25 protein-coding genes are annotated in these 25,067 nt (G+C 58.7%); 16 read left to right on the forward strand and 9 right to left on the reverse strand.

Annotated features, from left to right (window positions below; genetic code table 11):
• Positions 1-117: 117 nt before the first annotated feature.
• Positions 118-1,497: a class II 3-deoxy-7-phosphoheptulonate synthase gene (locus tag HQ945_RS09850; RefSeq protein ID WP_027231691.1), complete on the reverse strand. Its 1,380-nt coding sequence runs from the start codon at positions 1,495-1,497 to the stop codon at positions 118-120.
• A gap of 285 nt (positions 1,498-1,782) precedes the next feature.
• Positions 1,783-2,076 (reverse strand): putative quinol monooxygenase, encoded by a 294-nt coding sequence (locus tag HQ945_RS09855; RefSeq protein WP_113280595.1) that lies wholly within the window; start codon positions 2,074-2,076, stop codon positions 1,783-1,785.
• A 256-nt stretch (positions 2,077-2,332) separates the two neighbouring features.
• On the opposite strand from HQ945_RS09855, the gene HQ945_RS09860 reads away from it, so the two are divergent.
• On the forward strand, positions 2,333-3,220 hold the full coding sequence (locus HQ945_RS09860; protein ID WP_113280594.1) for an alpha/beta hydrolase family protein: 888 nt from the start codon (positions 2,333-2,335) through the stop codon (positions 3,218-3,220).
• 39 nt (positions 3,221-3,259) lie between these two features.
• Here HQ945_RS09860 and gor read toward each other — a convergent pair whose 3' ends face one another.
• The 3 genes from gor to rpiA all read right to left on the reverse strand — a co-directional run bounded on the left by gor (position 3,260) and on the right by rpiA (position 6,047).
• Entirely contained in the window at positions 3,260-4,651 is a 1,392-nt protein-coding gene (gor, locus tag HQ945_RS09865; protein ID WP_113280593.1) for a glutathione-disulfide reductase, read from the reverse strand.
• Positions 4,652-4,771: 120 nt separating this feature from the next.
• Complete coding sequence (locus tag HQ945_RS09870; protein WP_091922006.1) at positions 4,772-5,338, reverse strand: DUF2059 domain-containing protein; 567 nt, start codon at positions 5,336-5,338, stop codon at positions 4,772-4,774.
• A gap of 4 nt (positions 5,339-5,342) precedes the next feature.
• Positions 5,343-6,047, reverse strand: a complete 705-nt coding sequence (gene rpiA / locus HQ945_RS09875; RefSeq protein WP_113280592.1) for a ribose-5-phosphate isomerase RpiA — start codon at positions 6,045-6,047, stop codon at positions 5,343-5,345.
• Positions 6,048-6,244: 197 nt separating this feature from the next.
• On the opposite strand from rpiA, the gene HQ945_RS09880 reads away from it, so the two are divergent.
• From HQ945_RS09880 to HQ945_RS09905, 6 genes are all read left to right on the forward strand, one after another.
• Positions 6,245-6,928 (forward strand): HAD family hydrolase, encoded by a 684-nt coding sequence (locus HQ945_RS09880; RefSeq protein ID WP_113280591.1) that lies wholly within the window; start codon positions 6,245-6,247, stop codon positions 6,926-6,928.
• Positions 6,929-7,023: 95 nt separating this feature from the next.
• Positions 7,024-7,572: a BA14K family protein gene (locus tag HQ945_RS09885; protein ID WP_174208058.1), complete on the forward strand. Its 549-nt coding sequence runs from the start codon at positions 7,024-7,026 to the stop codon at positions 7,570-7,572.
• Positions 7,573-7,804: 232 nt separating this feature from the next.
• Entirely contained in the window at positions 7,805-9,217 is a 1,413-nt protein-coding gene (locus HQ945_RS09890; protein ID WP_113280589.1) for a circularly permuted type 2 ATP-grasp protein, read from the forward strand.
• Positions 9,218-9,275: 58 nt separating this feature from the next.
• Positions 9,276-10,217, forward strand: a complete 942-nt coding sequence (locus HQ945_RS09895) for an alpha-E domain-containing protein (RefSeq protein WP_027231700.1) — start codon at positions 9,276-9,278, stop codon at positions 10,215-10,217.
• 5 nt (positions 10,218-10,222) lie between these two features.
• Positions 10,223-11,020: a transglutaminase family protein gene (locus HQ945_RS09900; RefSeq protein WP_091946566.1), complete on the forward strand. Its 798-nt coding sequence runs from the start codon at positions 10,223-10,225 to the stop codon at positions 11,018-11,020.
• 32 nt (positions 11,021-11,052) lie between these two features.
• Complete coding sequence (locus tag HQ945_RS09905) at positions 11,053-11,790, forward strand: proteasome-type protease (RefSeq protein ID WP_113280764.1); 738 nt, start codon at positions 11,053-11,055, stop codon at positions 11,788-11,790.
• A gap of 7 nt (positions 11,791-11,797) precedes the next feature.
• Here HQ945_RS09905 and HQ945_RS09910 read toward each other — a convergent pair whose 3' ends face one another.
• Entirely contained in the window at positions 11,798-13,717 is a 1,920-nt protein-coding gene (locus HQ945_RS09910) for a L,D-transpeptidase family protein (protein ID WP_174208059.1), read from the reverse strand.
• A 225-nt stretch (positions 13,718-13,942) separates the two neighbouring features.
• Positions 13,943-14,317 (reverse strand): gamma-butyrobetaine hydroxylase family protein, encoded by a 375-nt coding sequence (locus tag HQ945_RS09915; RefSeq protein WP_027231704.1) that lies wholly within the window; start codon positions 14,315-14,317, stop codon positions 13,943-13,945.
• A gap of 194 nt (positions 14,318-14,511) precedes the next feature.
• Between HQ945_RS09915 and moaA the strand changes: the two genes are divergently transcribed.
• The 8 genes from moaA (at position 14,512) to HQ945_RS09955 (ending at position 20,999) form a co-directional block, all read left to right on the forward strand.
• Complete coding sequence (gene moaA / locus HQ945_RS09920; RefSeq protein ID WP_113280763.1) at positions 14,512-15,501, forward strand: GTP 3',8-cyclase MoaA; 990 nt, start codon at positions 14,512-14,514, stop codon at positions 15,499-15,501.
• Between the two features lie 86 nt (positions 15,502-15,587).
• Positions 15,588-16,511: a DMT family transporter gene (locus tag HQ945_RS09925; RefSeq protein WP_162737169.1), complete on the forward strand. Its 924-nt coding sequence runs from the start codon at positions 15,588-15,590 to the stop codon at positions 16,509-16,511.
• Between the two features lie 2 nt (positions 16,512-16,513).
• Positions 16,514-17,143 (forward strand): molybdenum cofactor guanylyltransferase MobA, encoded by a 630-nt coding sequence (gene mobA, locus HQ945_RS09930; protein WP_343051205.1) that lies wholly within the window; start codon positions 16,514-16,516, stop codon positions 17,141-17,143.
• The gene (gene mobB, locus HQ945_RS09935; protein WP_027231708.1) at positions 17,140-17,667 is read left to right on the forward strand and encodes a molybdopterin-guanine dinucleotide biosynthesis protein B; all 528 of its coding nucleotides are present in this window, start codon (positions 17,140-17,142) and stop codon (positions 17,665-17,667) included. Before mobA ends, mobB begins: the two co-directional genes overlap by 4 nt.
• 223 nt (positions 17,668-17,890) lie before the next feature.
• Positions 17,891-18,682 (forward strand): transporter substrate-binding domain-containing protein, encoded by a 792-nt coding sequence (locus HQ945_RS09940; RefSeq protein ID WP_027231709.1) that lies wholly within the window; start codon positions 17,891-17,893, stop codon positions 18,680-18,682.
• 122 nt (positions 18,683-18,804) lie between these two features.
• Positions 18,805-19,518 (forward strand): ABC transporter permease, encoded by a 714-nt coding sequence (locus tag HQ945_RS09945; protein ID WP_027231710.1) that lies wholly within the window; start codon positions 18,805-18,807, stop codon positions 19,516-19,518.
• Positions 19,515-20,351: an ABC transporter permease gene (locus HQ945_RS09950; protein WP_113280587.1), complete on the forward strand. Its 837-nt coding sequence runs from the start codon at positions 19,515-19,517 to the stop codon at positions 20,349-20,351. The genes HQ945_RS09945 and HQ945_RS09950 overlap by 4 nt, the downstream gene beginning before the upstream one ends.
• Before the next feature lie 27 nt (positions 20,352-20,378).
• Positions 20,379-20,999, forward strand: coding sequence for a glutathione S-transferase family protein (locus HQ945_RS09955; RefSeq protein ID WP_027231712.1), 621 nt, complete (start codon positions 20,379-20,381; stop codon positions 20,997-20,999).
• Between the two features lie 7 nt (positions 21,000-21,006).
• Here the strand turns inward: HQ945_RS09955 and HQ945_RS09960 are convergent, their stop codons facing one another.
• Complete coding sequence (locus tag HQ945_RS09960) at positions 21,007-23,466, reverse strand: penicillin acylase family protein (RefSeq protein WP_174208060.1); 2,460 nt, start codon at positions 23,464-23,466, stop codon at positions 21,007-21,009.
• Between the two features lie 61 nt (positions 23,467-23,527).
• Between HQ945_RS09960 and HQ945_RS09965 the strand changes: the two genes are divergently transcribed.
• The gene (locus tag HQ945_RS09965; protein ID WP_027231713.1) at positions 23,528-24,397 is read left to right on the forward strand and encodes an NAD(P)-dependent oxidoreductase; all 870 of its coding nucleotides are present in this window, start codon (positions 23,528-23,530) and stop codon (positions 24,395-24,397) included.
• 19 nt (positions 24,398-24,416) lie between these two features.
• Here the strand turns inward: HQ945_RS09965 and HQ945_RS09970 are convergent, their stop codons facing one another.
• The gene (locus HQ945_RS09970) at positions 24,417-24,896 is read right to left on the reverse strand and encodes an Lrp/AsnC family transcriptional regulator (RefSeq protein ID WP_027231714.1); all 480 of its coding nucleotides are present in this window, start codon (positions 24,894-24,896) and stop codon (positions 24,417-24,419) included.
• Between the last annotated feature and the right edge of the window lie 171 nt (positions 24,897-25,067).

Here is a 25,067-nt window from a genome sequence, read left to right on the forward strand (position 1 = left end):
ATGGAAATCGTCAGTATTGGCCAGGCCAAAATCGCCAGCCTGCCGTGACGTACGTTATATAAACAAAGGGCGGCCATAAAGACCGCCCTTTGGGAATAGTGGCAGACAGTGCGTCGCTCAGGCGTTGACTGCCAGCTTCTGCGGGTGGCTGTCGCGCTCCTTCTTCAGAAGCTCGGCGACGAGGAATGCCAGCTCCAATGCCTGGTCGGCATTGAGACGCGGATCGCAGTGCGTGTGATAACGATCCGAGAGGTCGTCCGCCGATATGGCGCGGGCGCCGCCAGTGCACTCCGTGACGTTCTTTCCGGTCATCTCGATATGGATGCCGCCGGGATAGGTCCCTTCGGCATGATGAACTGCAAAAAAGCTCTCGACCTCCTTGAGGATACGGTCAAAGGGCCGCGTCTTGTAGCCATTGGCGGTGATCGTGTTGCCATGCATCGGATCGCAGGACCAGACCACGTTGCGGCCTTCCTTTTGTACCGCGCGGATCAGCTTGGGCAGATGGTCGCCGACCTTGTCATGGCCGAACCGGGCGATGAGGGTAAGGCGCCCTGCTTCGTTGGCCGGATTGAGCAGGTCGATCAGGCGGATCAGGTCATCTGGCTCAAGCGTCGGGCCGCATTTCAGGCCGAGCGGATTCTTGATGCCCCGGCAGTACTCCACATGCGCGTGATCTGCCTGACGCGTGCGATCGCCGATCCAGATCATGTGGCCGGACGTGCCGTACCAGTCGCCGGAGGTCGAATCGACGCGGGTCAGCGCTTCCTCATAGCCGAGCAGCAAGGCCTCATGGCTGGTGTAGAAATCCGTCTCGCGCAGTTGGGCGTTGGTTTCCGAGGTGATCCCGACGGCGCGCATGAAGTCCATCGTATCGGCAATGCGGCGGGCCAGCTTGCCATAACGCTCGCCCTGCGGGCTGTCGGAAACAAAGCCGAGCATCCACTGGTTGACGTTTTCGAGATTGGCATAGCCGCCCTGCGCGAAAGCGCGCAGCAGGTTCAGCGTAGCGGCAGACTGGCGATAAGCCATCTCCTGACGCGCCGGGTCCGGGATACGGGCCTGCTCGGTGAATTCGGTGCCGTTGATGATATCGCCGCGGTAAACGGGCAGCTCAATGCCATCCTTCGTCTCCGTGTCGGCCGAGCGCGGCTTGGCGAACTGGCCGGCGATACGGCCGATCTTCACCACCGGCTGCGACGCGCCGAAGGTCAGGACAACGGCCATCTGCAGGAAGACGCGGAAGAAGTCGCGAATATTGTCGGCGCCATGCTCGGCAAAGCTTTCGGCGCAATCGCCGCCCTGGAGCAAAAATCCCTCGCCGCGCGAGACTGCGGCCAGCTGCTTTTTCAGCTTGCGCGCTTCACCTGCAAAAACGAGCGGCGGATAGGTACGAAGACGGGCCTCGACATCGCTCAAAGCCTGAGCGTCCGGATAAAAAGGCATCTGCTTTACCGGTTTGCCTCTCCAGGAAGTCGGTGTCCAGTTCTTCGTCATTATTGCACCCTGTTATGACCTTCAATATCGGTTGTAATTGATTGTGTTTTCCCGGGCTTTGCCGGAGGCGCTCATATAGTCCAATTGCTGCAGATATACCAGTCCCGTCGGCAACAGGGGACAATATCAAGCGAACATGCCCATGGACACGCAGGGCGCCCCTCTCAGGAACCGACATTTGAGCGTTCGGAGGGTCGTTATAGCGTCTGCCATAACGTGTTGATTATGGCCTATGGGCAAAGTGAAGACGCGATCTATTACACGATGAAGCGGTTCCTGCAATCTCTACTCAAGTTCCTCGACAGTGTATTCTCGGGGGATGGTGGACGTCGCAGTGAACCACTCCGACGCGCAGGTTCTTTGCTGATGAAAATCAAAGGCAGCGCGATCTACAAAAAGCTCCTCCACCCGCCACACCAGAGCATCATCGGTCTGCAACACATCAAAAGAGATGCAGCCTGGCTCGGCCCTGGTAAGTCGAAGGTGGTCGGGAAGATAATCGATGACAAGCGCAACATCGTGCATCGATGCGCATCGCAGGAAGCCAGAAAGTCTAACCGCGCCTGTTCTGTTATCCATAATATTCCATCCATTTACGGCATCGATTTCATCGTGCTGCTGCCCTTAGCCCGCCGGTTTCAGGGTCAAACAGGTCTTGAGTGTACCAACGTCAGCGTACCGTTTGATTTTCGCTTTTACATCAATGAGTGCGGCGTGGCTCTAGAGCCGAGAGACATTAGTTTTTAAGTTCGCGTGTTGCCAGTTGCGAAAATCACCATTGTCGGCAGCGCCGTTTTGATTTACGTTAACGTCAAGGTAAGATCTGGGAGGATCGATGAAGGATATACGTTTTCTGGCGGCGGACGGCTTTCCGCTGCACGGTCATCTGTATGAAGGCGGCGGCGAAGGGCCGGCCGTCCTGATTTCGTCTGCAGCCGCCGTCCCTGACGCAATCTACCGGCATTTTGCCGCCCATCTCATCGATCTCGGCGCATCCAAGGTTCTTACCTACGACTACCGCGGCGTCGCCCGCTCCGAGGCTCCCAGCCACTGGAAATCCCGCCTCAACCTCAAGGATTGGGGCGTTCTCGACTTTCCGGCCGCTGTTGATGAACTCAGGCGCCTCTCGGGATCGCGCCCCATGGTCGGTATCGGCCATTCCTATGGCGGCGTCGCCCTCGGTCTCAGCAATCGTTCTGCGAGCTTCGAGCGTTATGCACTGCTGGCGTCGTTGTCCGGGTACTATCGCAATACGGCGCAGCCCTGCGCCATGTACGCCAAGATGAACCTTGTCGGAGTGCCGCTTACAATTCCCTTCGGCAAATTGCCCAAATGGGGCGGGCTCGGTGAAGCCGTGCCGGGCACGATATTCCGTGACTGGGCCCGCTGGTGCCGCAATCCGAATTTCCTGTTCTCCGACCCTGCGGTTCCTGAAGCGCAAAACTTCCAGAAGGTGACGATCCCTCTCCTCTCGGTTGGCATCACCGACGATGTCTGGGGAACGCCGCGCGCGGTCGAAAGCCTGCTGCGCCGCTTCGACAATGCATCCGTTCTGCACGAGATGTGGTATTCCCCGGCAAGTTCGGACGGCGCGCCGATCGGTCATCTCGGTTTCTTCCGCAAACACCAGGCCAATAAGTTGTGGCCGGCCGTGACGGATTGGCTGCTTAACGCCAAGGTTCCGGATGGGGCGGCGTTGCGGCCGGAAATGCGCGCCGCCTAGGCCTGCCTTTTGACGCGAGCCGCCGCAGCCCGAGTGCGGTCAATCGACACGTTTCCCATCGACCACGCGGTAGCTCGGCCTGTACATCGTCACCAGTTCTTCGGAAGCTGTCGGATGCACCGCCATCGTCCTGTCGAAATCATCCTTGGTGCAGCCGGCCTTGATCGGAATGGCGAGGAGCTGCGCCATTTCACCGGCGTCCGGCCCGAGTATGTGCGCGCCGATGACCCGGCGTGTCGCTGCATCGACGATCAGCTTGGTCAGCATCTTGTCCTTGGCGCCGGATAGCGTGTTGCGCATCGGGCGGAACAGGGCTCGATAGACTTCGAGCTCCTTGTATTCCCTTGCAGCGTCCGCCTCGCAAAGCCCGACCGTGCCGATCTCCGGCTGCGAGAAGACCGCCGTCGCAATGTATTTGTGGTCGGGTTTGGTCGGATTGTTCTTGAATGCCGTCTCGAGGAAGCACATCGCCTCGTGGATGGCGACCGGCGTAAGCTGCACGCGGTTGGTCACGTCGCCCACGGCCCAGATATTGTCTTTGGTCGTGCGCGAATAGGCATCGACCTTGATCGCGCCAAGTTCGTCGACCTCGACACCGGCTGCTTCAAGGCCAAGCGACTTTGTGTTCGGCACGCGCCCGATGGCGAGCATCACCTGGTCGGCTTCGATGCTGTCGCCCGAGCCGAGCTGCACGGCGAGCCTTCCGTCACCCGAACGCCTGACCTCCTTGATCATCTCGACGCAGCGAATGCGAATACCCTTCTCGGTCATCGACGCATGCAGCAATTGCCGCAAATCATGGTCGAAGCGCGAAAGGATTTCCTTGCCGCGGTAGATGAGGGTCGTTTCAACGCCGAGGCCATGGAAAATATTCGCAAACTCCACGGCAATATAGCCGCCGCCTTCGATGACGATGGCTTTCGGCAGTTCGGCAAGATGGAACGCCTCGTTGGAACTGATGCAAAGATCATGTCCCGGCAACGCCGCATGCGGATTGGGATGACCGCCCGTCGCCACGAGAATTTGATCCGCTGTCACCCGCTTGCCGGTCTTGAGGATCTCGATCGTGTGGTCATCGATGAGCACTGCCCGGCTGTCATGGATCTCGACGTGGGAATTGTCGAGCCCCAGCCGGTAAAGGCCTTCGAGGCGGGCAATTTCGCGGTCCTTATTGGCAATGAGCGTCGGCCAGTCGAAGCTCGCCTCCCCGACGCTCCAGCCATAGCCGGCCGACGCCTCGAAATGTTCCGGAAATTGTGACGCGTAGACGAAGAGCTTTTTCGGCACGCAGCCGCGGATGACGCAGGTGCCGCCCATCCGGTATTCTTCGGCAAGGCCGACTTTTTTGCCCATGGCGCCCGCAAGCCTACCGGCGCGCACGCCGCCCGATCCGCCTCCGATAACGAAGAGGTCATAGTCAAAGCCTGTCATGGCAAGGCACTCCGAATCTGCTGAGGTTCATTGCATATGGGTTCTATCGCGGTGTCTTGAAAGAACAAAGCCCGGCGCTGGGGCCGGGCTCTGTGGAAAGTTTCAAACGGGGCGACGCCGTTACTGCTTCGGCTTTGCCGGCGTCTCGGCCTTGGCAGGCGCCGGCGCATTGGCTGGCGCCATCGTCGCAGCGGTTGCCGCAATCTTCTCGGCGACAGCCTGCGCGAGGTCGCGAGCGACACCGCGCTGCCAGATCGAGGCGGCCTTGTTCACCTCACGCGTCACGATCGGCCCTTCCGAAAGGAGCTTGAGGCCGGCCGGGGACGTGTAGAAACCGGTGATGGCGTTAAGTTCCTCTTCAGTGAAGGAAACCGCATAGGCACGGGCGGCTTCGTTCTCAAGGTCGGCACGGCGCGCTGCGAGCTTGATCGCCTGCTCGTCGACGGCAGAGCTGATCACCGATTCGAGATTGGGATCTTTCTGGATAAGCTCAGCCTTGAGACCGCGGGCAGCATCGGGAAGGATCGAGTCGAACATGTCAGTCGCCTTGATGGCGGCCACCGCTGCACGGGCAGCTGCGAGATGCGAAGGGGTGATTTCCTGCGCTTGTGCCGAGCAGAGACCGCCCAGCACGATCGCAACAGACAAGGGTGCAATCAAGCGGCGAAAGCCAGATGCAAGGTTCATGAGTTTATCGCTCCGTTTTCGTTGTCAGTGTGCGGATGCCGTCAGCGCCAGCCAGAATGGCCACGCGCGCCAGATCCAGAAAAAGTCCATGCTCCACCACGCCGGGAATGGCGTGCAAAGCGAGTGATAAGGCTCTTGTATCCGGAATGCGGCCAAAAGATGCATCCAGGATCAAATGCCCGCCGTCTGTAACAAATGGTTCGGCTCCCGTCATCCTCAATGTAAGCGGCCCCGACAGATCGAGTGACGAGGCAGCGCGCTCGATGGCAATCTTCGTCGCCGCTAGCCCGAAACGATTAACCTCGACAGGCAGAGGAAACGCGCCGAGTGCTTCGACAAGCTTGGTTTCGTCGGCAATAACCACCATCCGCTTGGAGGCGGCAGCAACGATCTTCTCACGCAGCAGGGCCCCGCCGCCGCCCTTGATGAGGGTCAGCTCGGGATCAACCTCGTCCGCGCCGTCTATCGTCAGGTCAAGTTCCGGCGTCTCTTCGAGCGTCGTGAGCCTGACGCCAAGTTCGCGGCAAAGCGCGGCCGTGCGCTCCGACGTCGGCACGCCAATGACATCAAGACCGTCCTTGACCCGCACCGCGAGCAGCCGCACGAATTCGTCCGCGGTCGAGCCCGTGCCGATGCCGAGCCGCATGCCGTCCTCGACATAGGTCAGCGCCTCGGCCGCGGCCTTGATCTTCAATGTTTTGGCATCCATCGGTGGTGCGCCTTCTTGTAGCTTTGACTTGATATGGCTTTGCCTTGACACTGGGCTCCCTAACACGTCAGACGATCGGGTCAAGGCTCATTGCCGGATTTATCCCGGCCTGATTATCGTACATGCATGCATCAGGGCACCGAACACACAATTTATCGCAACCTTCGCTCCGAACCGCGAATGCCACAGGAAAAAATATGCCTCAGCCAATCGTTGTTTTCGACCTAGACGGAACCCTGGTGGATACGGCCCCTGATCTACTCGACAGCCTCAATCATTGCCTTGAGGCCAAGGATATGGAGAAAATCGATCCGGTCGCGCTGCGCCGCTATGTCGGCCATGGCGGCCGCGTCATGATCGAGCGCGCCTTCGAGGCGCAGCAGAAGCATTTAAGCACGGAAGAACTCGACCGGCTGGTCGACATCTTCATCGAACACTACGGCATGCACATGCCGGGTCGCTCGGCGCTTTATGAAGGCGCAGAACAGGCGATGGAGCAGTTGGCCGAAGCCGGCTATCTCCTCGCCGTCTGCACCAACAAGTTCGAGGGGTTGTCGGTCAAGCTTCTGGACGGGCTTGGCCAGACCTCCCGCTTCGGCGCTATTTGCGGCGGGGATTCATTCGCCTTCCGCAAGCCCGATCCGCGCCATCTCATCGAAACCATCCGCAAGGCGGGCGGTGATCCGGAGCGCGCCGTCATGATAGGCGACAGCCGCACGGACATCGATACGGCCAAGGCGGCAGGCATTCCTGTCGTTGCCGTCGACTTCGGTTATTCGGACTTGCCGGTTTCTGCTTATGATCCGAGCCGTATCATTTCGCATTTTCGCGAATTGAAGGTGGAACTCGCAAATGAGTTGATCGGGTCGGTGGATGCATGAGGCAAGCAGCCTGCCGGAACAAATGAAGACCGGGCACGTTTAAGTTTCCGAGATAAAAGGCCGTTTTGGCCGAAATCTGCGTATTTCTTACTTCTATGAAACGTGTGCGAGGCACTGCGTCTCGCAAGGAGGAGAAATTGAAGAAACTGACCTCAGTACTTTCTGCCTTGGCAATGGTTGGGGGCATGGCGACGGCCACAAGCGTTCCTGCTTACTCTGCGCCGCTTGCGCCAGTGGCGATTGAAACCGGCAACGCCAACATCGATCAGGTCCAGTACCGGCGCCATTGGCGCGGCGGTGGCTGGAACGGCAACCGCGGATGGTATGGTGACCGCGGCTGGGGCGGACGCCCGTATTGGCGCGGTGGCGGCGGCTATTGGGGAGGCTATCGCGGCTACAATTACTATCGTCCAGGCTACAGATACTACAACGGGGCATGGTTTCCGCTTGCAGCCTTTGGCACCGGCCTCATCATAGGCAATGCTCTCAGCGCGCCGCCTGTCTATCGCTACGGTGGACCTGTCTATAGGACTGGCGGATCTCACGTGCGGTGGTGCTATGACCGCTACCGCTCATATCGCGCCTACGACAATAGTTTTCAGCCCTATTCCGGGCCGCGCCGCCAGTGCGTTTCGCCTTACTGAACAAATGAATCGGGTTGATTTATCAGGGCCCGGGACCAAAATCCCGGGCTTTCTTTCGGTTATCCATATCTCTAGCCCATGCATTAGACGAAAGTTGTCTTGCGCTTGCCTCTGCCGTGATGCAGATGCCTAATTTTTAATCCGGCCGCCCGGCCACAGCCTTAAACGATGGATTGTGCTTGCTTTTTTCGATGAACCCGCTTGAATGTCCCTTATATGAAGGGGATTTTGAGTGAAGGCATTTGACGAGATGATCAAAACAGGCGGCGACGTTCGACCGCCCTATGAACAACTGAAATGCTGGCTCGACACCCAGAACCCCGAGCGGTTGGCACAAAAAGCCCTTGATGCTGAAAACGTTTTCCGCAAAACGGGTATCACTTTCGCCGTCTACGGCGATGAAGAGGCAGCCGAGCGCATCATACCCTTCGATATCATCCCGCGCATCATCACCGGCAATGAATGGCGTCGCCTGTCACAAGGCATCGAACAGCGTGTGATGGCGCTCAACGCCTTCCTCGACGATATTTATCATCGCCAGGAGATTATCCGTGCCGGACGCATCCCGCGCGAACTCTTCACGCACAACGATGCCTACCTTCCGGAAATGGTCGGATTTCGTCCGCCCGGCAACGTCTACACGCACATTATCGGCGTCGACATCGTCAGGACACAGGAGAACCAGTTCTACGTTCTCGAAGACAATGCCCGCACGCCTTCGGGCGTTTCCTATATGCTGGAAAACCGCGAAACCATGATGCAGTTGTTCCCGGAGCTCTTCCAGCAGATCAAGGTTCGCCCCGTCGAGACCTACCCAAAGCTGCTCAGGCAATCGCTGGCCGCAGTAGCGCCGCCCGGATGCAAGGGCCCGCCCACGATCGCAGTCCTCACTCCTGGTATTTTTAATTCAGCCTATTTCGAACATGCGTTCCTAGCCGATCAGATGGGCGTTGAGCTCGTCGAAGGCAGCGATCTCAAGGTAGAAGACGGCAAGGTGGTCATGCGGACCACCGAAGGCAATCGCGCCATCGACGTGCTTTACCGGCGCGTGGACGATTCCTTCCTCGATCCCCTCACCTTCCGCAGGGATTCCGCGCTTGGCGTGCCCGGCATCATGGATGTGTACCGCTCGGGAAACATCACGATCGCCAACGCGCCCGGGACCGGAATCGCCGACGACAAGGCGCTCTATTCTTATATGCCGGAGATCGTCGAGTTCTATACGGGTCGCAAGGCAATTCTCGAAAACGTGCCGACGCATCGCTGCTCCGAGCCCGACACCCTTAAATATGTACTCGAAAATCTTGCCGATCTCGTCGTCAAGGAAGTGCATGGCTCGGGCGGTTACGGCATGCTGGTCGGTCCGGCTTCCACGAAGAAGGAACGTGAGGTCTTCGCCGCCAAGCTCAGCGCCAATCCGAAGAACTACATCGCCCAGCCGACGCTGGCGCTTTCGACGACGCCGATCATGACCGAAAAGGGCCTCGCCCCGCGCCACGTGGATTTGCGCCCCTTCGTCCTGGTCTCCGACCGCATAAGGATCACGCCGGGAGGCTTGACCCGCGTCGCGCTCAAGGAAGGTTCGCTCGTCGTCAACTCCAGCCAGGGCGGCGGAACGAAAGACACATGGGTGCTCGACGACTAGCATTTTGATCAAGAGCCGCCGAAGACGGTTCCACAAGAACGAGGGATGATACTGGAAAATGCTGCTCGGCCGAACCGCAAATGGTCTTTACTGGATGTTCCGCTATATCGAGCGGGCGGAAAACATGGCTCGGCTGATCGACGCCGGTTTGCGCATGGCCCTGACCAAGACCTCCGATGCCCCTGAAGAATGGTCCTCCGTACTGATGAGCGCCGGCGTGAAGATCGGCTATGACAGCAAGTACGCCGAATACAATGCCGGCCTCGTGTCCGACTTCCTGCTGCGTGACCTCAACAATCCCTCGAGCGTGATGTCTTGCGTGGAGACGGCCCGGCTTAACGCTCGCATGGTGCGCACCGCCCTGACGCGCGAAGCCTGGGAGAGCGTCAACGAGACGTGGATGATCCTGAAATCCACGCTCGCCAACCCGATACCGGAAACCGACCTGCCGCGCGTCCTCGACCAGATCAAGCGCGAGACAGCGATCATCCGCGGCGCGTTTCATGGGACGATGCTGCGCAACGAAATCTTCAATTTCGCCCGTATTGGAACGTTCATAGAGCGCGGCGACAACACCGCCCGCATCCTTGACGTCAAATATTACGTGCTCCTGCCTTCGATCTCCTATGTCGGCACGACCCTTGACAATTTTCAGTGGGAATCGATCCTGCGCTCGGTCTCGGCGCACCGTTCCTACCGCTGGGTCTATGACGTCGAATACAACCCCGTGAACATTGCCGATTACCTGATCCTCAACTCGCGCATGCCGCGCTCGCTCAACTTCTGCTATTCAAACATCGTCGACAATCTGAGATTTCTGGCCAATGACTACGGCCGCCGCCACGCCTGCCACGACATGGCGGAAGGCATCATGACGCTGTTGCAGGACAATGATATCCGGACCATATTCGACAGCGGCCTGCACGAGTTCCTGAGCGACCTCATCTATCAAACGAACAGCTTGAGCACGAAAATTGCTGAAGCCTACAACTTCGATTGAAGATCATGCTTCTCAACATCCAGCACATTTCCAGCTATCATTATGACGCTCCCGTACACTATTCGGTTTTACGGCTGCGTATGCACCCCCAAAGCGGACCGGGCCAGAAAGTCATCGACTGGTCTGTGCAAGTGGAGGGAGCGACACAAGAGGCAAATTACCGCGACGGTTACGGCAACCGCACCATGCTGATCCGCCTGCAGCGCGATACAGAACGCCTCGTCATCCGTGCCATGGGCCAGGTCGAGACCGAGGATAAAGCTGGCGTGCTCGGCAAGGTCTATAACTTCATGCCGATCTGGCTCTACGAACGCGATACCGCGCTGACCAAGGCCGGAGATGCGATCCGCGCTCTCGCCGCGGATCTCGACAGCAGCCTCGAGCGGCTGCCTCTCATGCATCAACTCATGGGTCTGCTGAACCAACGGGTTGCCTACACGCCGGGTTCGACGACGATCACGACGACGGCAGAAGAAGCGCTGCTTAACGGCAAGGGCGTGTGCCAGGATCATACGCACATCTTTCTTGCGACGGCGCGCCTGCTCGGCATCCCCGCCCGCTACGTCTCTGGCTACCTGATGCTCAATCACACGATTGAACAGACGGCGAGCCACGCTTGGGCGGAGGTGCATATCGACGGGCTTGGCTGGGTCGGTTTCGACGCCGCCAACGATCTGTGCCCGAATGAGACCTATGTGCGCATCGCCTGCGGGCTGGATTATCGCGAGGCGGCGCCGATTTCAGGTATACGCATGGGACCCGGCATTGAATCACTTGCCGTCGAGGTTAATGTGGAGCAGTAATCGGCTCTGGCTTTTAGAATCTGGGATTGATTATGACCTATTGCGTGGGGCTCAAACTAGACCGCGGCCTCGTGTTCATGTCCGACACGAGAACCAATGCGGGTGTCGACAATATTTCGACATTCAAGAAAATGTACACCTGGGCCAAGACTGGCGATCGGGTCATCACCTTGCTATCGGCCGGCAATCTTGCCACCACGCAGGCCGTCATCAGCATTCTCAACGAACGCACCAAGATGCCGTCCGAACGGGCGCCCAGCATCTATGACATGCCGTCAATGTTCCAGACCGCCCGCCTTGTCGGCGATACGATCCGCCACGTCATCGACGAGGTGGGCGCCAGTGGGCAGCGCGCCGATTCCTTCGGCGCCTCGATTATCCTCGGCGGCCAGATCAAGGGCGGCGATCCGCGCCTGTTTCTCATCTACCCCGAAGGAAACTTCATCGAATCGACGCCGGATACGCCATTTTTCCAGATCGGCGAGCACAAATACGGCAAGCCGATCATCGTCCGCTCCTATGATCCGGCCATGACCTTCGAGGAAGCGACCAAGCTGCTTTTGGTCTCTTTCGATTCGACGCTGAAATCCAATCTTTCCGTTGGCCTGCCGCTCGATCTGCAATTCTACCAGGCCGACAGTTTCAGGCTTGGTTTCGAACGACGCGTGGAACGTCACGATCCCTATTATGAAATGATTTCAGATGGCTGGTCGCAGGCCTTGAAGCTTGCGCTGCAAAGCCTGCCGCCCTTCGAAATCGAGCCCAGGTGACATTAGGTCAGAGCTTCGCCGTCTGCGCGGTGACCGGACTTGACTCACGCACCGCCCGCGTCTTGTCGATCGCCTTCTGCAGATAGGCGTCGCGCTCATAGACATCGTCGTAGAACTTGATTTCGCCCGTTGCCGCATCCGGCCAGGCGGTGAAGTACGAGACATAGACCGGCAGCGGGTTGGCTACCTTTACGCTGCGCTCGTTCTTGCCGAAATACGGCGTCAGGTCCGCGACCGACATGCCGAGCACGGCTGCTGCCATGTCGCGCGGGTGCTCGAGACGGATGCAGCCATGGCTGAGCGCGCGCATGTCCCGCTTGAAATAGGACTTCGCCGGCGTATCGTGCATGTAGATATCGTGGCTGTTGGGGAACAGGATCTTGAGTTCGCCGAGAGCATTGTCGAGGCTCGGCTTCTGGCGAATGCCGACGCCGCCACCGTTGGCGGCAACCTGCGACCAGTTCACCGCACTTGACGGAATGACGCGTCCCGACTTGTCGTAGACCTCGTAGCCGCTGCTTTCGAGATAGGACGGATTGTTGAGGATTTTCGGCATCATCTCGTTGAGGATGATCGAGCGCGGCACGCCCCAGGAAGGATTGAAAACAACAGTTTCGATGGTGTCGTTGAAGAAGTAGGTCTGGTTGGTCGGCGATCCGACGACGATATTCATCGCCAGCTTCTCGGTGCCGCCATCGAAATACTGGGCGCGAAAGGCCGGCTGATTGACGAATACATAACGGTGGCCGAAATCATGCGGCAGCCAGCGCAACCTCTCCATGGAATAGACGATGCGGTCGCGCTTCGAAGTGTTCGATTCAGCCTGAAGCGCTCCGATCGTGCTGGTGCCGATCACGCCATCCGGCTTGCGTCCCTGATCACGCTGGAAATCCTTGATGGCCTCGACGAGGCTCTCGTCGTAGACGCTGGCATTCTCGTGGGCATCGAGGACGGCCTCGTGCGTGAGAAGATAAGATTTCGGCGCCTTCGCCTTGATCAACGTCACCACATTGCGCAATTCCGGATTGTCGTCGCCCGGACGGATCTTGGTGCCGGGTGCGACGCGGACGGTCGGCTCCGACGCATCGCCAAGCGCGGCGAGGCTCTGTTTCAGTTCGGCGTACCATTTGCTCTGTGGTGCAAAGCCGGCGAGCACCACGGCCGGATCGCTGGCGGTGGCAAGCTGATTCATCACGTCGCGGGGTTGCACGCGGTCGACAGCAAAATCATGAAATCCGCTGAGGCGGTTCGGATTGATGCGGCCCTCGCCCTGATCCATCGCATAGCGAAGTGCGCGCGCCGACAGCGTCAGCTCGAAATCCGCGAGTTCTTTCAGCCGGGCCGGGATATCGCTGCGGTCATAGTCGTCTGAGGGCATCTTGACGGCATAGTCGGCCGGATCGAGCCCCTCTTCGCCCGCCTTGGCAAACAGCGCCATGACGGCCTTTGCCTTGGGGCTGACATCATAGGAAGCGGTCCAGATCGGCTGCTGCTTGGCGGCATAATAGGAGACGACAGCATCGGCAATGTTCTTTTCCGCCAGGACATTCGCTTCCTTGAAGTGGTCGAGCTTTAGCCCGAAACGCTCCATCTGCGGTGGCGACACAATGCCGTGATCGGCGGACGCCGTCAGTTGCGGATCAACCTTAGAGAAGTCGATCTGAGTTACCTGCTCCGGCTTATAATCGTAATTTGTCGGGGCCGTAACAGTCACGCGCTTGATCGGTACGGATGGGCGCCTTGCCTCGCCTGGCGCCTCGCCCGGGCGAAGCGCGCGCGGCTGGACGACTGGCTGCGACTCGACGCGGCGCTGGCCGAACAACAGCTCCATCAGATTGTTTGCGGCAGATGCGGGCGACAGCGGAATGGCTGTTGCCGAAAGCATCGCAGCCAAAAAGATCGCACGTTTTTTGGAATAGGAATTCATGATGTCCGCCCGGATGGTACTTGCCCACGGGTTTATCATGGGCCGGCCTCTGATTTGGTGTTCGGCCAGTTTCATCGCATCCTATTTAGAATCTTTTAACAATGCCCATCGATCGTTTGATTATTCTTGGACGGCACAATTTTGCCCCGTGTGCCGATTTCGACACAGGCGATTTTTCACGGTGGCGAAGCAGAAATAACCCGCGCGACACGGCGTATGGTGGTGTCAGTGCGGGCGAATTGCCGGCTCGCGGCTCAAGCCCTTTTCAGCAAGTTCGTCTAGATAGGACTGCCAGCGGTCGTCCTTGTTGCGCCCGAGTTCGATCAGGTAATCCCAGCTGAACAGACCTGTGTCATGCATGTCATCGAAAATGATTCGTACGGCATAATTGCCGACGGGCTCCATTTTCATGATCGCGACATTGATCTTGCCGGGCACCGTAACGCGCTGCTCAGCCGAGTGCCCCTGCACTTCGGCCGACGGCGAAGCAACCCGCAGAAATTCGGCGGAAAGAATGTAAGTCTCGCCATTGTCGAAGCTGACCGTCAGCGACCGGCGGTCCTTGGCAACACGCAATTCTTTCGGCCAGGCACTCGTCATGGTGTATAATCCTCAACATTCGCCACCCTTGTGTAGCATGCGCAAGGCGGCCTGCAAGTCGGCGTATAGTTTTCCTTGAAACAGCATGCTAGCGGCGATGACTGGACAAGCAAGCGGCCGCACCTTATCTCTCCTTCAGGAGGAAGCTCGTGGATCACGTATCACTGCTCGAAAGACCCGGCATTCAGGCACCAATGGTCGACCCATTCGGTCGAACGATCAGCTATTTGCGGGTTTCGGTGACGGACCGCTGCGATTTTCGCTGCACTTATTGCATGTCCGAGCACATGACATTCCTGCCGAAGCGGGATCTGCTGACGCTCGAGGAACTCGATCGCTTGTGCACGGCCTTCATCGAGCGTGGCGTCAGGAAGCTGCGGCTGACCGGCGGCGAGCCGCTTGTCCGCAAGAACATCATGCATTTGATCGGCGAACTGTCGCGCCACCTTCGCTCCGGCGCGCTCGAAGAATTGACCTTGACGACGAACGGCTCGCAGCTGGCGCGCTTTGCCGCCGAGCTCGCCGATCACGGCGTCAGGCGCATCAACGTATCGCTCGATACACTCCATCCGGACAAGTTTCGTCAAATCACCCGCTGGGGCGATTTGGGCCGCGTCATGGAGGGTATCGATGCGGCACAGGCTGCCGGCATCAAAATCAAGCTGAACGCGGTTGCACTCAAAGGTTTCAACGATCACGAAATACCTGAGATGATCCGCTGGGCCCATGGCCGCGGCATGGATCTGACATTGATCGAGACGATGCCTATGGGCGAGATCGATCTCGACCGAACGGACCAATATCTGCCACTGTCGCTGGTGCGTTCGAAACTTGCCGAAGAATTCACGCTGCATGACATCGCCTACAAGACCGGCGGTCCGGCGCGCTATGCGCAGGTCGAGGAAACCGGCGGCCGCATAGGCTTCATCACGCCGATGACCCACAATTTCTGCGAGAGCTGCAATCGTGTCCGCCTCACCTGTACCGGCACGCTCTATATGTGCCTCGGTCAGGAAGATGCGGCAGATTTGCGTGCGCCGCTGCGGGCATCCGAAGGCAACGGCCTTCTCAACGATGTCATCGACGAGGCCATCGGCCGCAAGCCCAAGGGTCACGACTTCATCATCGATCGCCGCCACAACCGCCCTGCGGTCTCCCGCCATATGAGCGTTACCGGCGGCTGATAATTCCGAATGCGCGGACTGATATAGGCTGATATATCAATCCTTGCGATTCCGGAGGAGGATCGCTGCAATTTCGGATAAAAGTCTTGGCATTATCTCCCAATCTGCGCGGCGCGATTTACATGGCCATCGGCATGGCCAGCTTCACCTTCAACGACGCGACGGTGAAATATGTCGGCGAACACATGAATATGGGCCAGGTCATGCTGGTGCGCGGCTCGATCGCCACCGTGCTCATCCTGGCGCTCGCATGGCACAAGGGCATGCTCATTCCGCTGCGCGAGGCGCTGCACAGGATGACCATTGTCAGGGTGATCGGCGAAGTCGTTGGAACCGTCAGCTTCCTCGTCGCGCTCGTTCACGTTCCGCTGGCGCTGACCTCCGCAATCCTGCAGGCGCTGCCGCTTGCCGTTACCATGGGCGCGGCGATTTTCTTCGGCGAGCCGGTGGGCTGGCGCCGCTGGGTCGCCATCGCTGTCGGTTTCTGTGGGGTGCTGATCATTGTGCGTCCAGGCGGCGAAGGCGTCAGCCCCTATATCCTGCTCATCGTCGTCACAGTCATTTTCGCGGCGCTGCGCGACCTTGCCACGCGCAAGGTGCCGAAGACCATCCCGGTGCTCATGATTTCGGCGCTGACATCCATCGGCGTATCGCTTGCTGGCGTTGCCATGATCGGGCCGCTCGGCGGCTGGAAGCCGATGTCATTGATGAATACGATGCTGCTGACGCTTGCGGCCTGCTGTGTCATCGTCGCCTATCATTTTCTCATCCTAGCCATGCGTGAAGGCGAGATCTCGTTCATCGCCCCGTTTCGATATACCAGCCTGCTCTGGGCGATCCTCCTCGGCTTCCTGTTCTTTGACGACCTGCCCGATGTCCCGATGATTGTCGGCTCGCTCATTGTCATTGGCAGCGGACTCTATACGCTCTACCGTGAGCAGATCGTCGGCCGAATGAAACCAGTCGAAATTGCGGCGGCTGCGGCAAGAACATCGCCAGATGGAGTTTAGCGGTGCGCATTGCAGGCATCATTCTCGCCGGGGGCCAGTCGCGCCGCATGGATGGGCGGGATAAGGCCATGCTGCCATTCGGCGATCGCCGGCTCATCGACCACGTTCATCAGCGCTTGTCACGCCAGGTCGAAACGATCGCCCTCAACAGCAACGCCGATGCCGGGGGCTTCGCCAACCTCAACGTTCCGGTGATTGCCGACGACATTCACGGGTTCGCCGGCCCTCTCGCCGGCATCCATGCGGGCATGGAATGGGCGGCAGCACAGCCGCTCCCGTTCTCGCATATACTTTCGGTCGCGACGGATACGCCTTTCTTCCCCGAGGAGCTCTTGGCCGGGATCAGTCAGACGATCCTTGATGCAGACGGCCACATAGGCATTGCAGCCTCGGGCGGCCGGGTTCACCCTACCTTTGGCCTTTGGCCGGTGTCGCTGCGATCCGATCTAAAGCACTGGCTCGACGATCCTGCCAATCGCAGGGTTACCACTTGGCTGCAACGGCATCCGCACCGGGTTGTGGAATTTCCGCTCGTCAAGGCGCGGACAGGCGATCCATTCGACCCGTTCTTCAATATCAATACGCCAGCAGATATCGCGGATGCGCGACAGCATTGGAAGACAGCGGAATGAACCCTAGCGATCACCGCATTTTCGGCATTACCGGCTGGAAGAATTCCGGCAAGACGACGTTGGCGGTCAAGCTCGTCAGCGAACTTGCCAGGCGCGGCTGGAAAGTGTCGACGGTAAAACATGCTCACCATGATTTCGATATCGACAAGGAGGGCACCGACTCGTGGCGCCACCGGAAAGCGGGCGCCGGAGAGGTCGCTATCGTTTCCGACCGGCGCTGGGCGCTGATGCATGAATTGTCGGAAGAAGCGGAACCCACCCTCGCTGAAATCATCGCCCGCTTCGCCCCCTGCGATCTTGTCCTTGTTGAAGGGTACAAGCGTGAGCACCACAAGAAAATCGAAGCGAGAAGGCTCGATGCCCGATCGACGGATCCCTTGTCGACCGACGACCCGACCATCGTGGCAATTGCCAGCGATCATGCGATCAGCGGCGAGACGATCCCCGTTTTTGATCTCGATGACATTGCCGGCCTTGCCGATATGATCGAACGCGAAATGCAACTTTCGCGCGATCCGAGTTAGAAAATGCCGTTTCAACCGAAACGCGCGCAACAAAAGTATCAGATGCCAATTTTAATGCGATTGGGCTCGCCGGATTTGCGCGCCAGCGAACGATTCCCGGTTGCAATTCTTCAAAAACTAGTGGGAATATCGCGCCAGGAGCAGTAACAGCTGCGACTTGCCCGGAAGGCTGTTCAAAAAGAAACAGGGGAACAGCCGGGCCATAATAGAGAGGTTCAAATATATGCGTATCACCAAGCGTCTGGCACTTGCGTTTTCCGCTGCAGCCATTGCTTTCACAATGGGTGCGGCCCACGCAGAGGACGCCCTGAAACTGACGATTGCTTCCGAAGGCGCTTATCCGCCCTTCAACAACCTCACCCCAGATGGCAAGCTCGTAGGCTTCGACATCGATATCGGCAATGCGCTGTGCGAAGAGATGAAGGCGCAGTGCACCTGGGTATCACAGGATTGGGACGGCATGATCCCGGCTCTGCAGGCCGGCAAGTTCGACGCGATCATCGCGTCCATGTCGATCACGCCCGAACGCCTTCAGAAGGTAGATTTCTCCAAGAAGTACTACAATACGCCCCCCGGCATTGCAGTTCCGAAGGATTCCGACGTCAAGGACATCACTCCGGAAGCACTGAAGGGCAAGACCCTCGGCGTTCAGGCTTCGACCAGCCATTCGAACTATGCGCAGTCCAAATATGCCGGTTCGGAAGTGAAGATGTATCCGACTGCCGATGAGTACAAGCTCGACATTTCCAACGGCCGTGTCGATGCGGTCATGGATGACGTGGTCGTTCTCGGCCAGTGGCTCGATAGCGATGCGGGCGCATGCTGCAAGCTCCTTGGCACGGTCACGCCTGACCCGGCGATCCACGGCCCAGGTGCCGGCGTAACCGTCAAGAAGGGCAACACCGCCCTCGCCGACAAGTTCACTGCCGCGATCGCAGCCATTCGCGCGAATGGCAAGTACAAGGAAATCAACGACAAGTACTTCAAGATCGACGTCTACGGCGGCGAGAACTGAGCCGTTTGATCTGACCTAAAAGGGTGAATGGCGGTCAGCCGCCATTCGCCGATCTTTCAAGAATGACGGGCAGGCCGGACTAAAGGGCCTTGGGGAATTGCCCGCGAAAAAGAAAGTCGCCTATGGAAGGCTCAATAGCATTACTCGGTTTTGGCGAGGGCGGATGGGGCCCGAGCATTGCCAGCGGTGTCCTCGTGACGGTAAGTTTGGCGCTGGCGACACTGCCCGTGGGGCTGGTGATCGGTTTCTTTGTTGCGCTTGGCAAGCAATCGCCCGAACCGTCGGTCAGGCTTGCCTCCAACATGTACACGACAATATTCCGCGGCCTGCCCGAATTGCTCACGCTGTTCGTCGTCTATTTCGGTGCGCAGATCGGTATCCAGAAACTCGCGGTGCTTGTCGGCTATACCGGTACCGTTGAAATCAATTCGTTTATCGCCGGCATGTTCGCGCTTGGCGTGGTGTTTTCGTCCTACGCCAGCGAGGTGTTCCTCTCGTCGTTCCGGGCAATCCCGAAAGGCCAATATGAGGGCGGCTATGCCATCGGCCTTTCAAACGGCCAGACGATGCGCAAGGTCATCCTGCCGCAGTTGATCCGTATCGCGCTGCCTGGCCTTGCCAACCTCTGGATGATCCTTCTCAAGGATACAGCACTCGTTTCCGCAATCGGCCTTGCCGACATACTGCGCCAGACCGGCGTTGCGGCTCGGGTAACCAAGCATGCTTTCCTGTTCTTCGGCACAGCCTGCATGATCTATCTTGTCCTCGCTGTCGTCTCTTCCTTCTTCATCGACGGCATTGAGCGCTGGGCTGCCAAGAGCGGGGTGAAGCGATGACCCAGACCTTTATCAACGCGCCGGCGCCGACAACGATGCGCCCGCCTGCCCCACCCCGGCGCTGGACGAAACCACGTATCATCGGTAACGGGCTGGTGGCGCTGTGGGCCGCTCTGATCCTCGGCCTTGTATTTTACCTCTATACGGCCTGGGATCCGGAGGTCATCGGGAAATATGCGCCGAGCTACTGGGCCGGTCTGAAAACAACGATCGGCCTTGTCACGGCGTCGATCATCCTTGGCGCGATTCTGTCGGTACCGGTTGTCCTAGGCCGGTTGAGCAAAAACCGCATTATCGCGTCGATTGCCTATGGCTATGTTTATTTCTTCCGTGGCACGCCGCTGATAGCGCAGGTGTTTTTGATCTATTACGGCCTCGGTTCATTCAAGCCGTTTCTGGAGGCGATCGGCCTCTGGGTCTTCCTGCGTGAGGCCTGGTACTGCGCTTTGCTCGCCTTCTCGCTGAACACTGCAGCCTACCAGGCGGAAATCCTGCGCGGCGCCATCAGAAGCGTCCCACTTGGCCAATGGGAAGGTGCCGCATCACTCGGCGTCTCGAAGTTCGTCACCTTCCGCAAGGTGATCCTGCCGCAAGCACTGATCGTCGCCTTGCGTCCCTATGGCAATGAAGTGATCCTGATGATCAAGGGCTCGGCTATCGTCGCGCTGATCACGGTCTACGACCTGATGGGCTATACCCGCCTTGCCTATTCCCGCACCTTCGACTTTCAGGCCTATCTCTGGGCAGCCATCATCTATCTTATTTTGGTGGAAATCCTGCGCCACGTATGGGATTGGATGGAGCGACGCATCACGCGCCATCTCATCCGATAAACTCCCCTGCAGAAGTGATTTCCGGCCATGTTGAAGATTTGGGGTCGCATAAACTCGACCAATGTCAAGAAAGCGCTATGGGCCGCCGAAGAAGTCGGCGTCGCCTATGAGAACATCCCCGCCGGCGGCGCCTACGGAATAGTCGCCGATCCCGAATATCGGGCAAAGAACCCCAACAGCCTCGTTCCGACGCTTGAGGATGACGACCTGGTGCTTTGGGAAAGCAATAGCATCGTTCGCTATCTTGCCGCCAAGTACGGTCAATCGTCGCTCTTAACGGCCGATCCAGCGGCAAGGGCGCTTGCCGAGCGCTGGATGGACTGGCAGATATCGACGCTGGCCGGACCATTCCGGCCCGTTTTCTGGAACACGGTTCGCCTGCGGCCCGAGGAACAGGATCACGCGGCAAAAGCCAAGGGCGTTGAAGAGTGCTCACGGCTCTTCGCCATTGTCGACGCAGCGCTGGCGCGCAGCCCCTACCTGTCAGGCGAGACGCTCGGCGTCGGCGATATTCCGCTCGGTTGCGTTGCCTATGCCTGGTTCGAAATGCCGATCGAAAGGCCCGACCATCCCAACCTTGCCGCCTGGTATGAACGGCTGAAACAGCGCCCGGCCTATCAGAAGTCCGTGATGACGCCTCTGACTTGAACCGTTCTCACTTCCCCGGCTTCAGGCTCCAAACACCCAGCAAACCATCCTGATAGGCGGTCTCGTCGGTCGGGATGGTAATTGCTCCGGTGTTTGCCCATGTCTCGGCAAAGTCGCGATAGTTTGACGAGAACACGTTACCTGACTGACCTGTCGTCTGGATGTACGTCGAGCGGTCAAGATCGGCTAGATCGAACAATCCACGGTAACTCGTGCCGTGGGTCACCCGGTAGGGATTGCTCTCGTCGGTGTAGGCAGACTTGCCGCGGTCGAGCGTGAAGGCCCCGCCGGAAGCTGGGACGGTCACATTGAATATCCGGTCGAGCGGGCTGACCTGCGAAAACGGCCGATGCGCCCCATAGGCATAATGCAGCGCGCCATAGGTCCACGCCCTGCGATCCGATCCAAGCCGCGTTTCGAGATCCTTGAGCGCATCCTTGAGCGACAGCGCCAGAATATCGCCGCAGCTTTCCTTCTCCGGGGTCCGCCGGTCATCGCACCAGTCGCGTGCCGCCCCTGGTCCAAGCCAGCGCAGCATGGCGGTGACATGGGCCTGCCAATAGGAGGGCAGCGCATCGCCGAGATCGTCCTCGAGAATCCGCTTGATCGCAATGCGCAGCCAGGCATTGAAGAGCAACGGTTCTATTTTGGCGCGATCCTCGACGAAGTCCCAACCCTTGAGCCTTGCCAAAGCATCCTGATCAACGTCGCTGCGGCCTTCCAGGGCCTTTAGCATCACCGGCAGGAGCACTGCAAAGCCATCGCTGCGGGCGTCGCCCTGCACCTTGCGATTGCTCTCCAGCGTTTGTCCGTCTGCGCCATACACTAGGGTCTTGATGCGATTGAGTCGCCAGGGCTCATCCCAGTCGAAGGTGAGGAAATGCGGATAGCTCGAATCGACGATCTTGGTGTTGGCGGTGGCGAGCACATTATCGGCTGGACTGTCGACGCGTGGCAGTTCGCCATAGGGAATGAAGCCCTTCCAATCGTAGGTAGCATCCCAGCCCGGCGATGGAGTTCGCCCCATGATCTGGTTGGCGGGATCGCGCACCGGCACCCTTCCGGGCGCAATCATCCCGATATTGCCGTCGACATCGGCGATAACGATCGATTGCATCGGTGTGATGAAATCCTGCATGCCATTCTGGAAGTCGCTGACCGTTGCAAAATCCCACAGCTTGAAGCCCGCCGCGATCGTCTTGTCGTCGCCCGATAGCGCGGTCCATGACAGGGCCGCGACCGTGCCTTCCGGCATGTAATGGTCGAGGCCGCGATAATCGGCGGGGAGGACGGGGCCGTGGCGCGTCGCGAGGCGGTCGAAGCTGACGCTCTCTCCGCCCTTTACCTTGATGTCGACCCGTCTCTTGTCGAAGGCCTGAAAACCTTGCGGTGTCTGGTACTCGTCCGGATTGGCTGGATTGATCCTTTCAACGAAGAGGTCCTGTACGTCGGCGCCGGCATTGGTGAAACCCCATGCCAGCTTGTCATTACGCCCAAGGAGGACAAGCGGCGCGCCGGGCAATGTAACGCCGACGAGATTCTTCACCGTGCCGTCGCCCGCCTTCACCTGCAGATGAGCGAGATACCAGATGGCGGGCGCGCTCAAGCCAAGATGCGGATCATTGGCGAGAATCGGCTTGCCGGTCTCGGTGCGTGCACCGCCAACGACCCAGTTGTTCGATGCTCCAGTGGAGACGACGTCGTTGAGCGCGGCGTAGCGGCGTTCGGCTTCCGATGCTCCGGCTTTCAACGTTCCGGTTTGAAGGCCGAGTATCTGCCGCACATCCGGGAGCGGCGGCGGCGTATCGCCCTCGACCGGCGGCTCGAGATCGGTGATCTCCGCATCGCTCATCCCGAGCCGGGCGAATTTCAGGCGCAGGACTTCGTCATCGATATTGGCGCCGAGCGACACCGACATCAGCTTCAGGATTACGATGACGTCCGCAGCCGTCCATTTCTCCGGCTTGTGACCAAGGATTACGAATTCCGGTGAGTATTTGGAGCCGAACGTCGGCGGCGCGCTATCGATAAACGCATTGATTCCGTGCACATAGGCGTCGATCTTGCCACGATCCGCCGCGTCCAGAGATGCGACCGAGCTTTTAGCCGATTCGTAAAGACCAATCGACCGGATGAAGCGATCAGTGAAAATGGTCTTGTCGCCGAATATCTCGGAAAGCCGGCCCTGCCCCGCCATGCGGTTCATTTCCATCTGCCACATGCGCTCCTGGGCATGGACGAAACCGAGCGCCATCAGCACATCCTCGACCGAGCTGCCGCTTATGTGCGGAACGGCATTCCTGTCGCGGGTAACGCTGACGGGCGCTGACAGGCCCGCAAGTGTCGCTTCGCCTGCGGCCGGCGTAACCGAGCGGGCAAACCAGACATAGGCGAGGACTGAAGCAAGCAATGCTATGGGGATGAGCGAGAAGACAATCCACAATAGGCCTTTGATGATACGCCGCATTGTCCTAACGTCCCCCGAAGCACACTTACACAACGACCTATCTGACAGAGGAATTTACGCAATGGCAACAGTCGCTTTTATTGGCCTCGGCGTCATGGGCTACCCGATGGCCGGTCACCTGAAATCACGCGGCGGCCATGATGTTACTGTCTTCAACCGCAACAATGCGAAGGCGGAGAAATGGGCCGACGCATTTGGCGGCAGTCACGCGCCGACGCCTGCGGCAGCCGCAGAAGGCAAGGATTTCGTCTTCTCCTGCGTCGGTAATGATGACGATTTGCGCTCCGTGACAATCGGCGAAAACGGCGCCTTTCATGGGATGAAGCAGGGCGCAATCTTTATCGACAATACGACGGCCTCAGCTGAAGTCGCCCGTGAACTCGATGCGGAAGCGCGCAAGCGAGGCTTCCACTTTCTCGATGCGCCGGTTTCGGGCGGACAGGCAGGCGCGGAAAACGGTGCTCTGACGGTGATGGTCGGCGGCGAAGCGGACGCCTTCGAGCAGGCAAAGCCGGTCATTGAATCATTTGCAAAGATGGTCGGCCTCATGGGTTCTGCCGGTGCGGGGCAACTCACCAAGATGATCAACCAAATCTGCATCGCCGGCCTCGTCCAGGGCCTCGCCGAGGGAATTCACTTCGGCAAGAAGGCCGGTCTCGACATCGAAAAGGTGATCGAGGTCATTTCCAAGGGCGCGGCCGGATCCTGGCAGATGGAAAACCGCCACAAGACCATGAATGCCGGCACGTATGATTTCGGCTTCGCCGTGGACTGGATGCGCAAGGATCTTGGCATCTGCCTGGCGGAAGCCGAACGCAACAAGGCCAAGCTGCCGGTTACTGCGCTGGTCGACCAGTTCTACAAGGACGTGCAGGAAATCGGAGGCAGCCGCTGGGATACGTCATCGCTCCTGGCGCGGCTCGAGAAATAGGCGAGAACCCGGCCTGAACTCAGGCCGGCTCCTTCTCGATGCTCATATAGTCGAGCGGCAATTCCGTCGTGTATTTGATCTGCTCCATGGCGAAAGCCGAGGAAACGTCGCGAATGTCGATCTTGGTGATCAGGCGCTTATAAACGGCGTCATAGGCGGCAATATCCGGCACGACCACGCGCAGGAGATAATCGACGTCGCCGCTCATGCGATAAAATTCAACGACTTCGGGGAAGTCCTGCACCACCTCCGAAAAGCGTTTCAGCCACTCGTTCGAGTGCGAGCCGGTCCGAATCGAGACGAAAACAGTCACCCGCGTATTGACGCGCACGGGATCGAGGATGGCGACGCGGCGCTGGATCACGCCGTCTTCCTCGAGCTTCTGGATGCGCCGCCAGCACGGCGTCGTCGAAAGCCCCACCTTCTTGGCGACATCCGCCACCGCGAGCGTTGCGTCTTCCTGCAAAAGGCGAAGGATCTTCCGGTCGAGTCTGTCCATTGCGTGTTCCCCTTACTGCGCGCTGCCCGCTGGCCGCACAAACAACGCAGTATTGTTTGAATTTGCGCACAAACCGTTCGGTTTTGGCTCATGCTCTGGAATGAGATACTTTATGGTCTGATAATCATCGAGCGTACAAGAAAATTATTCCAATCTTTGCAATTCTCAAAA

Origin of the sequence: Phyllobacterium pellucidum (genome assembly GCF_013327855.1) — a bacterium.
In the GTDB taxonomy this organism is placed as follows: domain Bacteria; phylum Pseudomonadota; class Alphaproteobacteria; order Rhizobiales; family Rhizobiaceae; genus Phyllobacterium; species Phyllobacterium pellucidum.

Excerpts from the sequence above, each read along its gene's own strand:
- HQ945_RS09850 (WP_027231691.1), bottom strand. The coding sequence starts at position 1,497 with ATGACGAAGAACTGGACACCGACTTCCTGGAGAGGCAAACCGGTAAAG.
- HQ945_RS09855 (WP_113280595.1), bottom strand. The coding sequence starts at position 2,076 with ATGGATAACAGAACAGGCGCGGTTAGACTTTCTGGCTTCCTGCGATGC.
- HQ945_RS09860 (WP_113280594.1), top strand. The coding sequence starts at position 2,333 with ATGAAGGATATACGTTTTCTGGCGGCGGACGGCTTTCCGCTGCACGGT.
- gor (WP_113280593.1), bottom strand. The coding sequence starts at position 4,651 with ATGACAGGCTTTGACTATGACCTCTTCGTTATCGGAGGCGGATCGGGC.
- HQ945_RS09870 (WP_091922006.1), bottom strand. The coding sequence starts at position 5,338 with ATGAACCTTGCATCTGGCTTTCGCCGCTTGATTGCACCCTTGTCTGTT.
- rpiA (WP_113280592.1), bottom strand. The coding sequence starts at position 6,047 with ATGGATGCCAAAACATTGAAGATCAAGGCCGCGGCCGAGGCGCTGACC.
- HQ945_RS09880 (WP_113280591.1), top strand. The coding sequence starts at position 6,245 with ATGCCTCAGCCAATCGTTGTTTTCGACCTAGACGGAACCCTGGTGGAT.
- HQ945_RS09885 (WP_174208058.1), top strand. The coding sequence starts at position 7,024 with ATGAAACGTGTGCGAGGCACTGCGTCTCGCAAGGAGGAGAAATTGAAG.
- HQ945_RS09895 (WP_027231700.1), top strand. The coding sequence starts at position 9,276 with ATGCTGCTCGGCCGAACCGCAAATGGTCTTTACTGGATGTTCCGCTAT.
- HQ945_RS09900 (WP_091946566.1), top strand. The coding sequence starts at position 10,223 with ATGCTTCTCAACATCCAGCACATTTCCAGCTATCATTATGACGCTCCC.
- HQ945_RS09905 (WP_113280764.1), top strand. The coding sequence starts at position 11,053 with ATGACCTATTGCGTGGGGCTCAAACTAGACCGCGGCCTCGTGTTCATG.
- HQ945_RS09910 (WP_174208059.1), bottom strand. The coding sequence starts at position 13,717 with ATGAATTCCTATTCCAAAAAACGTGCGATCTTTTTGGCTGCGATGCTT.
- HQ945_RS09915 (WP_027231704.1), bottom strand. The coding sequence starts at position 14,317 with ATGACGAGTGCCTGGCCGAAAGAATTGCGTGTTGCCAAGGACCGCCGG.
- moaA (WP_113280763.1), top strand. The coding sequence starts at position 14,512 with ATGGTCGACCCATTCGGTCGAACGATCAGCTATTTGCGGGTTTCGGTG.
- mobB (WP_027231708.1), top strand. The coding sequence starts at position 17,140 with ATGAACCCTAGCGATCACCGCATTTTCGGCATTACCGGCTGGAAGAAT.
- HQ945_RS09940 (WP_027231709.1), top strand. The coding sequence starts at position 17,891 with ATGCGTATCACCAAGCGTCTGGCACTTGCGTTTTCCGCTGCAGCCATT.
- HQ945_RS09945 (WP_027231710.1), top strand. The coding sequence starts at position 18,805 with ATGGAAGGCTCAATAGCATTACTCGGTTTTGGCGAGGGCGGATGGGGC.
- HQ945_RS09950 (WP_113280587.1), top strand. The coding sequence starts at position 19,515 with ATGACCCAGACCTTTATCAACGCGCCGGCGCCGACAACGATGCGCCCG.
- HQ945_RS09955 (WP_027231712.1), top strand. The coding sequence starts at position 20,379 with ATGTTGAAGATTTGGGGTCGCATAAACTCGACCAATGTCAAGAAAGCG.
- HQ945_RS09960 (WP_174208060.1), bottom strand. The coding sequence starts at position 23,466 with ATGCGGCGTATCATCAAAGGCCTATTGTGGATTGTCTTCTCGCTCATC.
- HQ945_RS09965 (WP_027231713.1), top strand. The coding sequence starts at position 23,528 with ATGGCAACAGTCGCTTTTATTGGCCTCGGCGTCATGGGCTACCCGATG.
- HQ945_RS09970 (WP_027231714.1), bottom strand. The coding sequence starts at position 24,896 with ATGGACAGACTCGACCGGAAGATCCTTCGCCTTTTGCAGGAAGACGCA.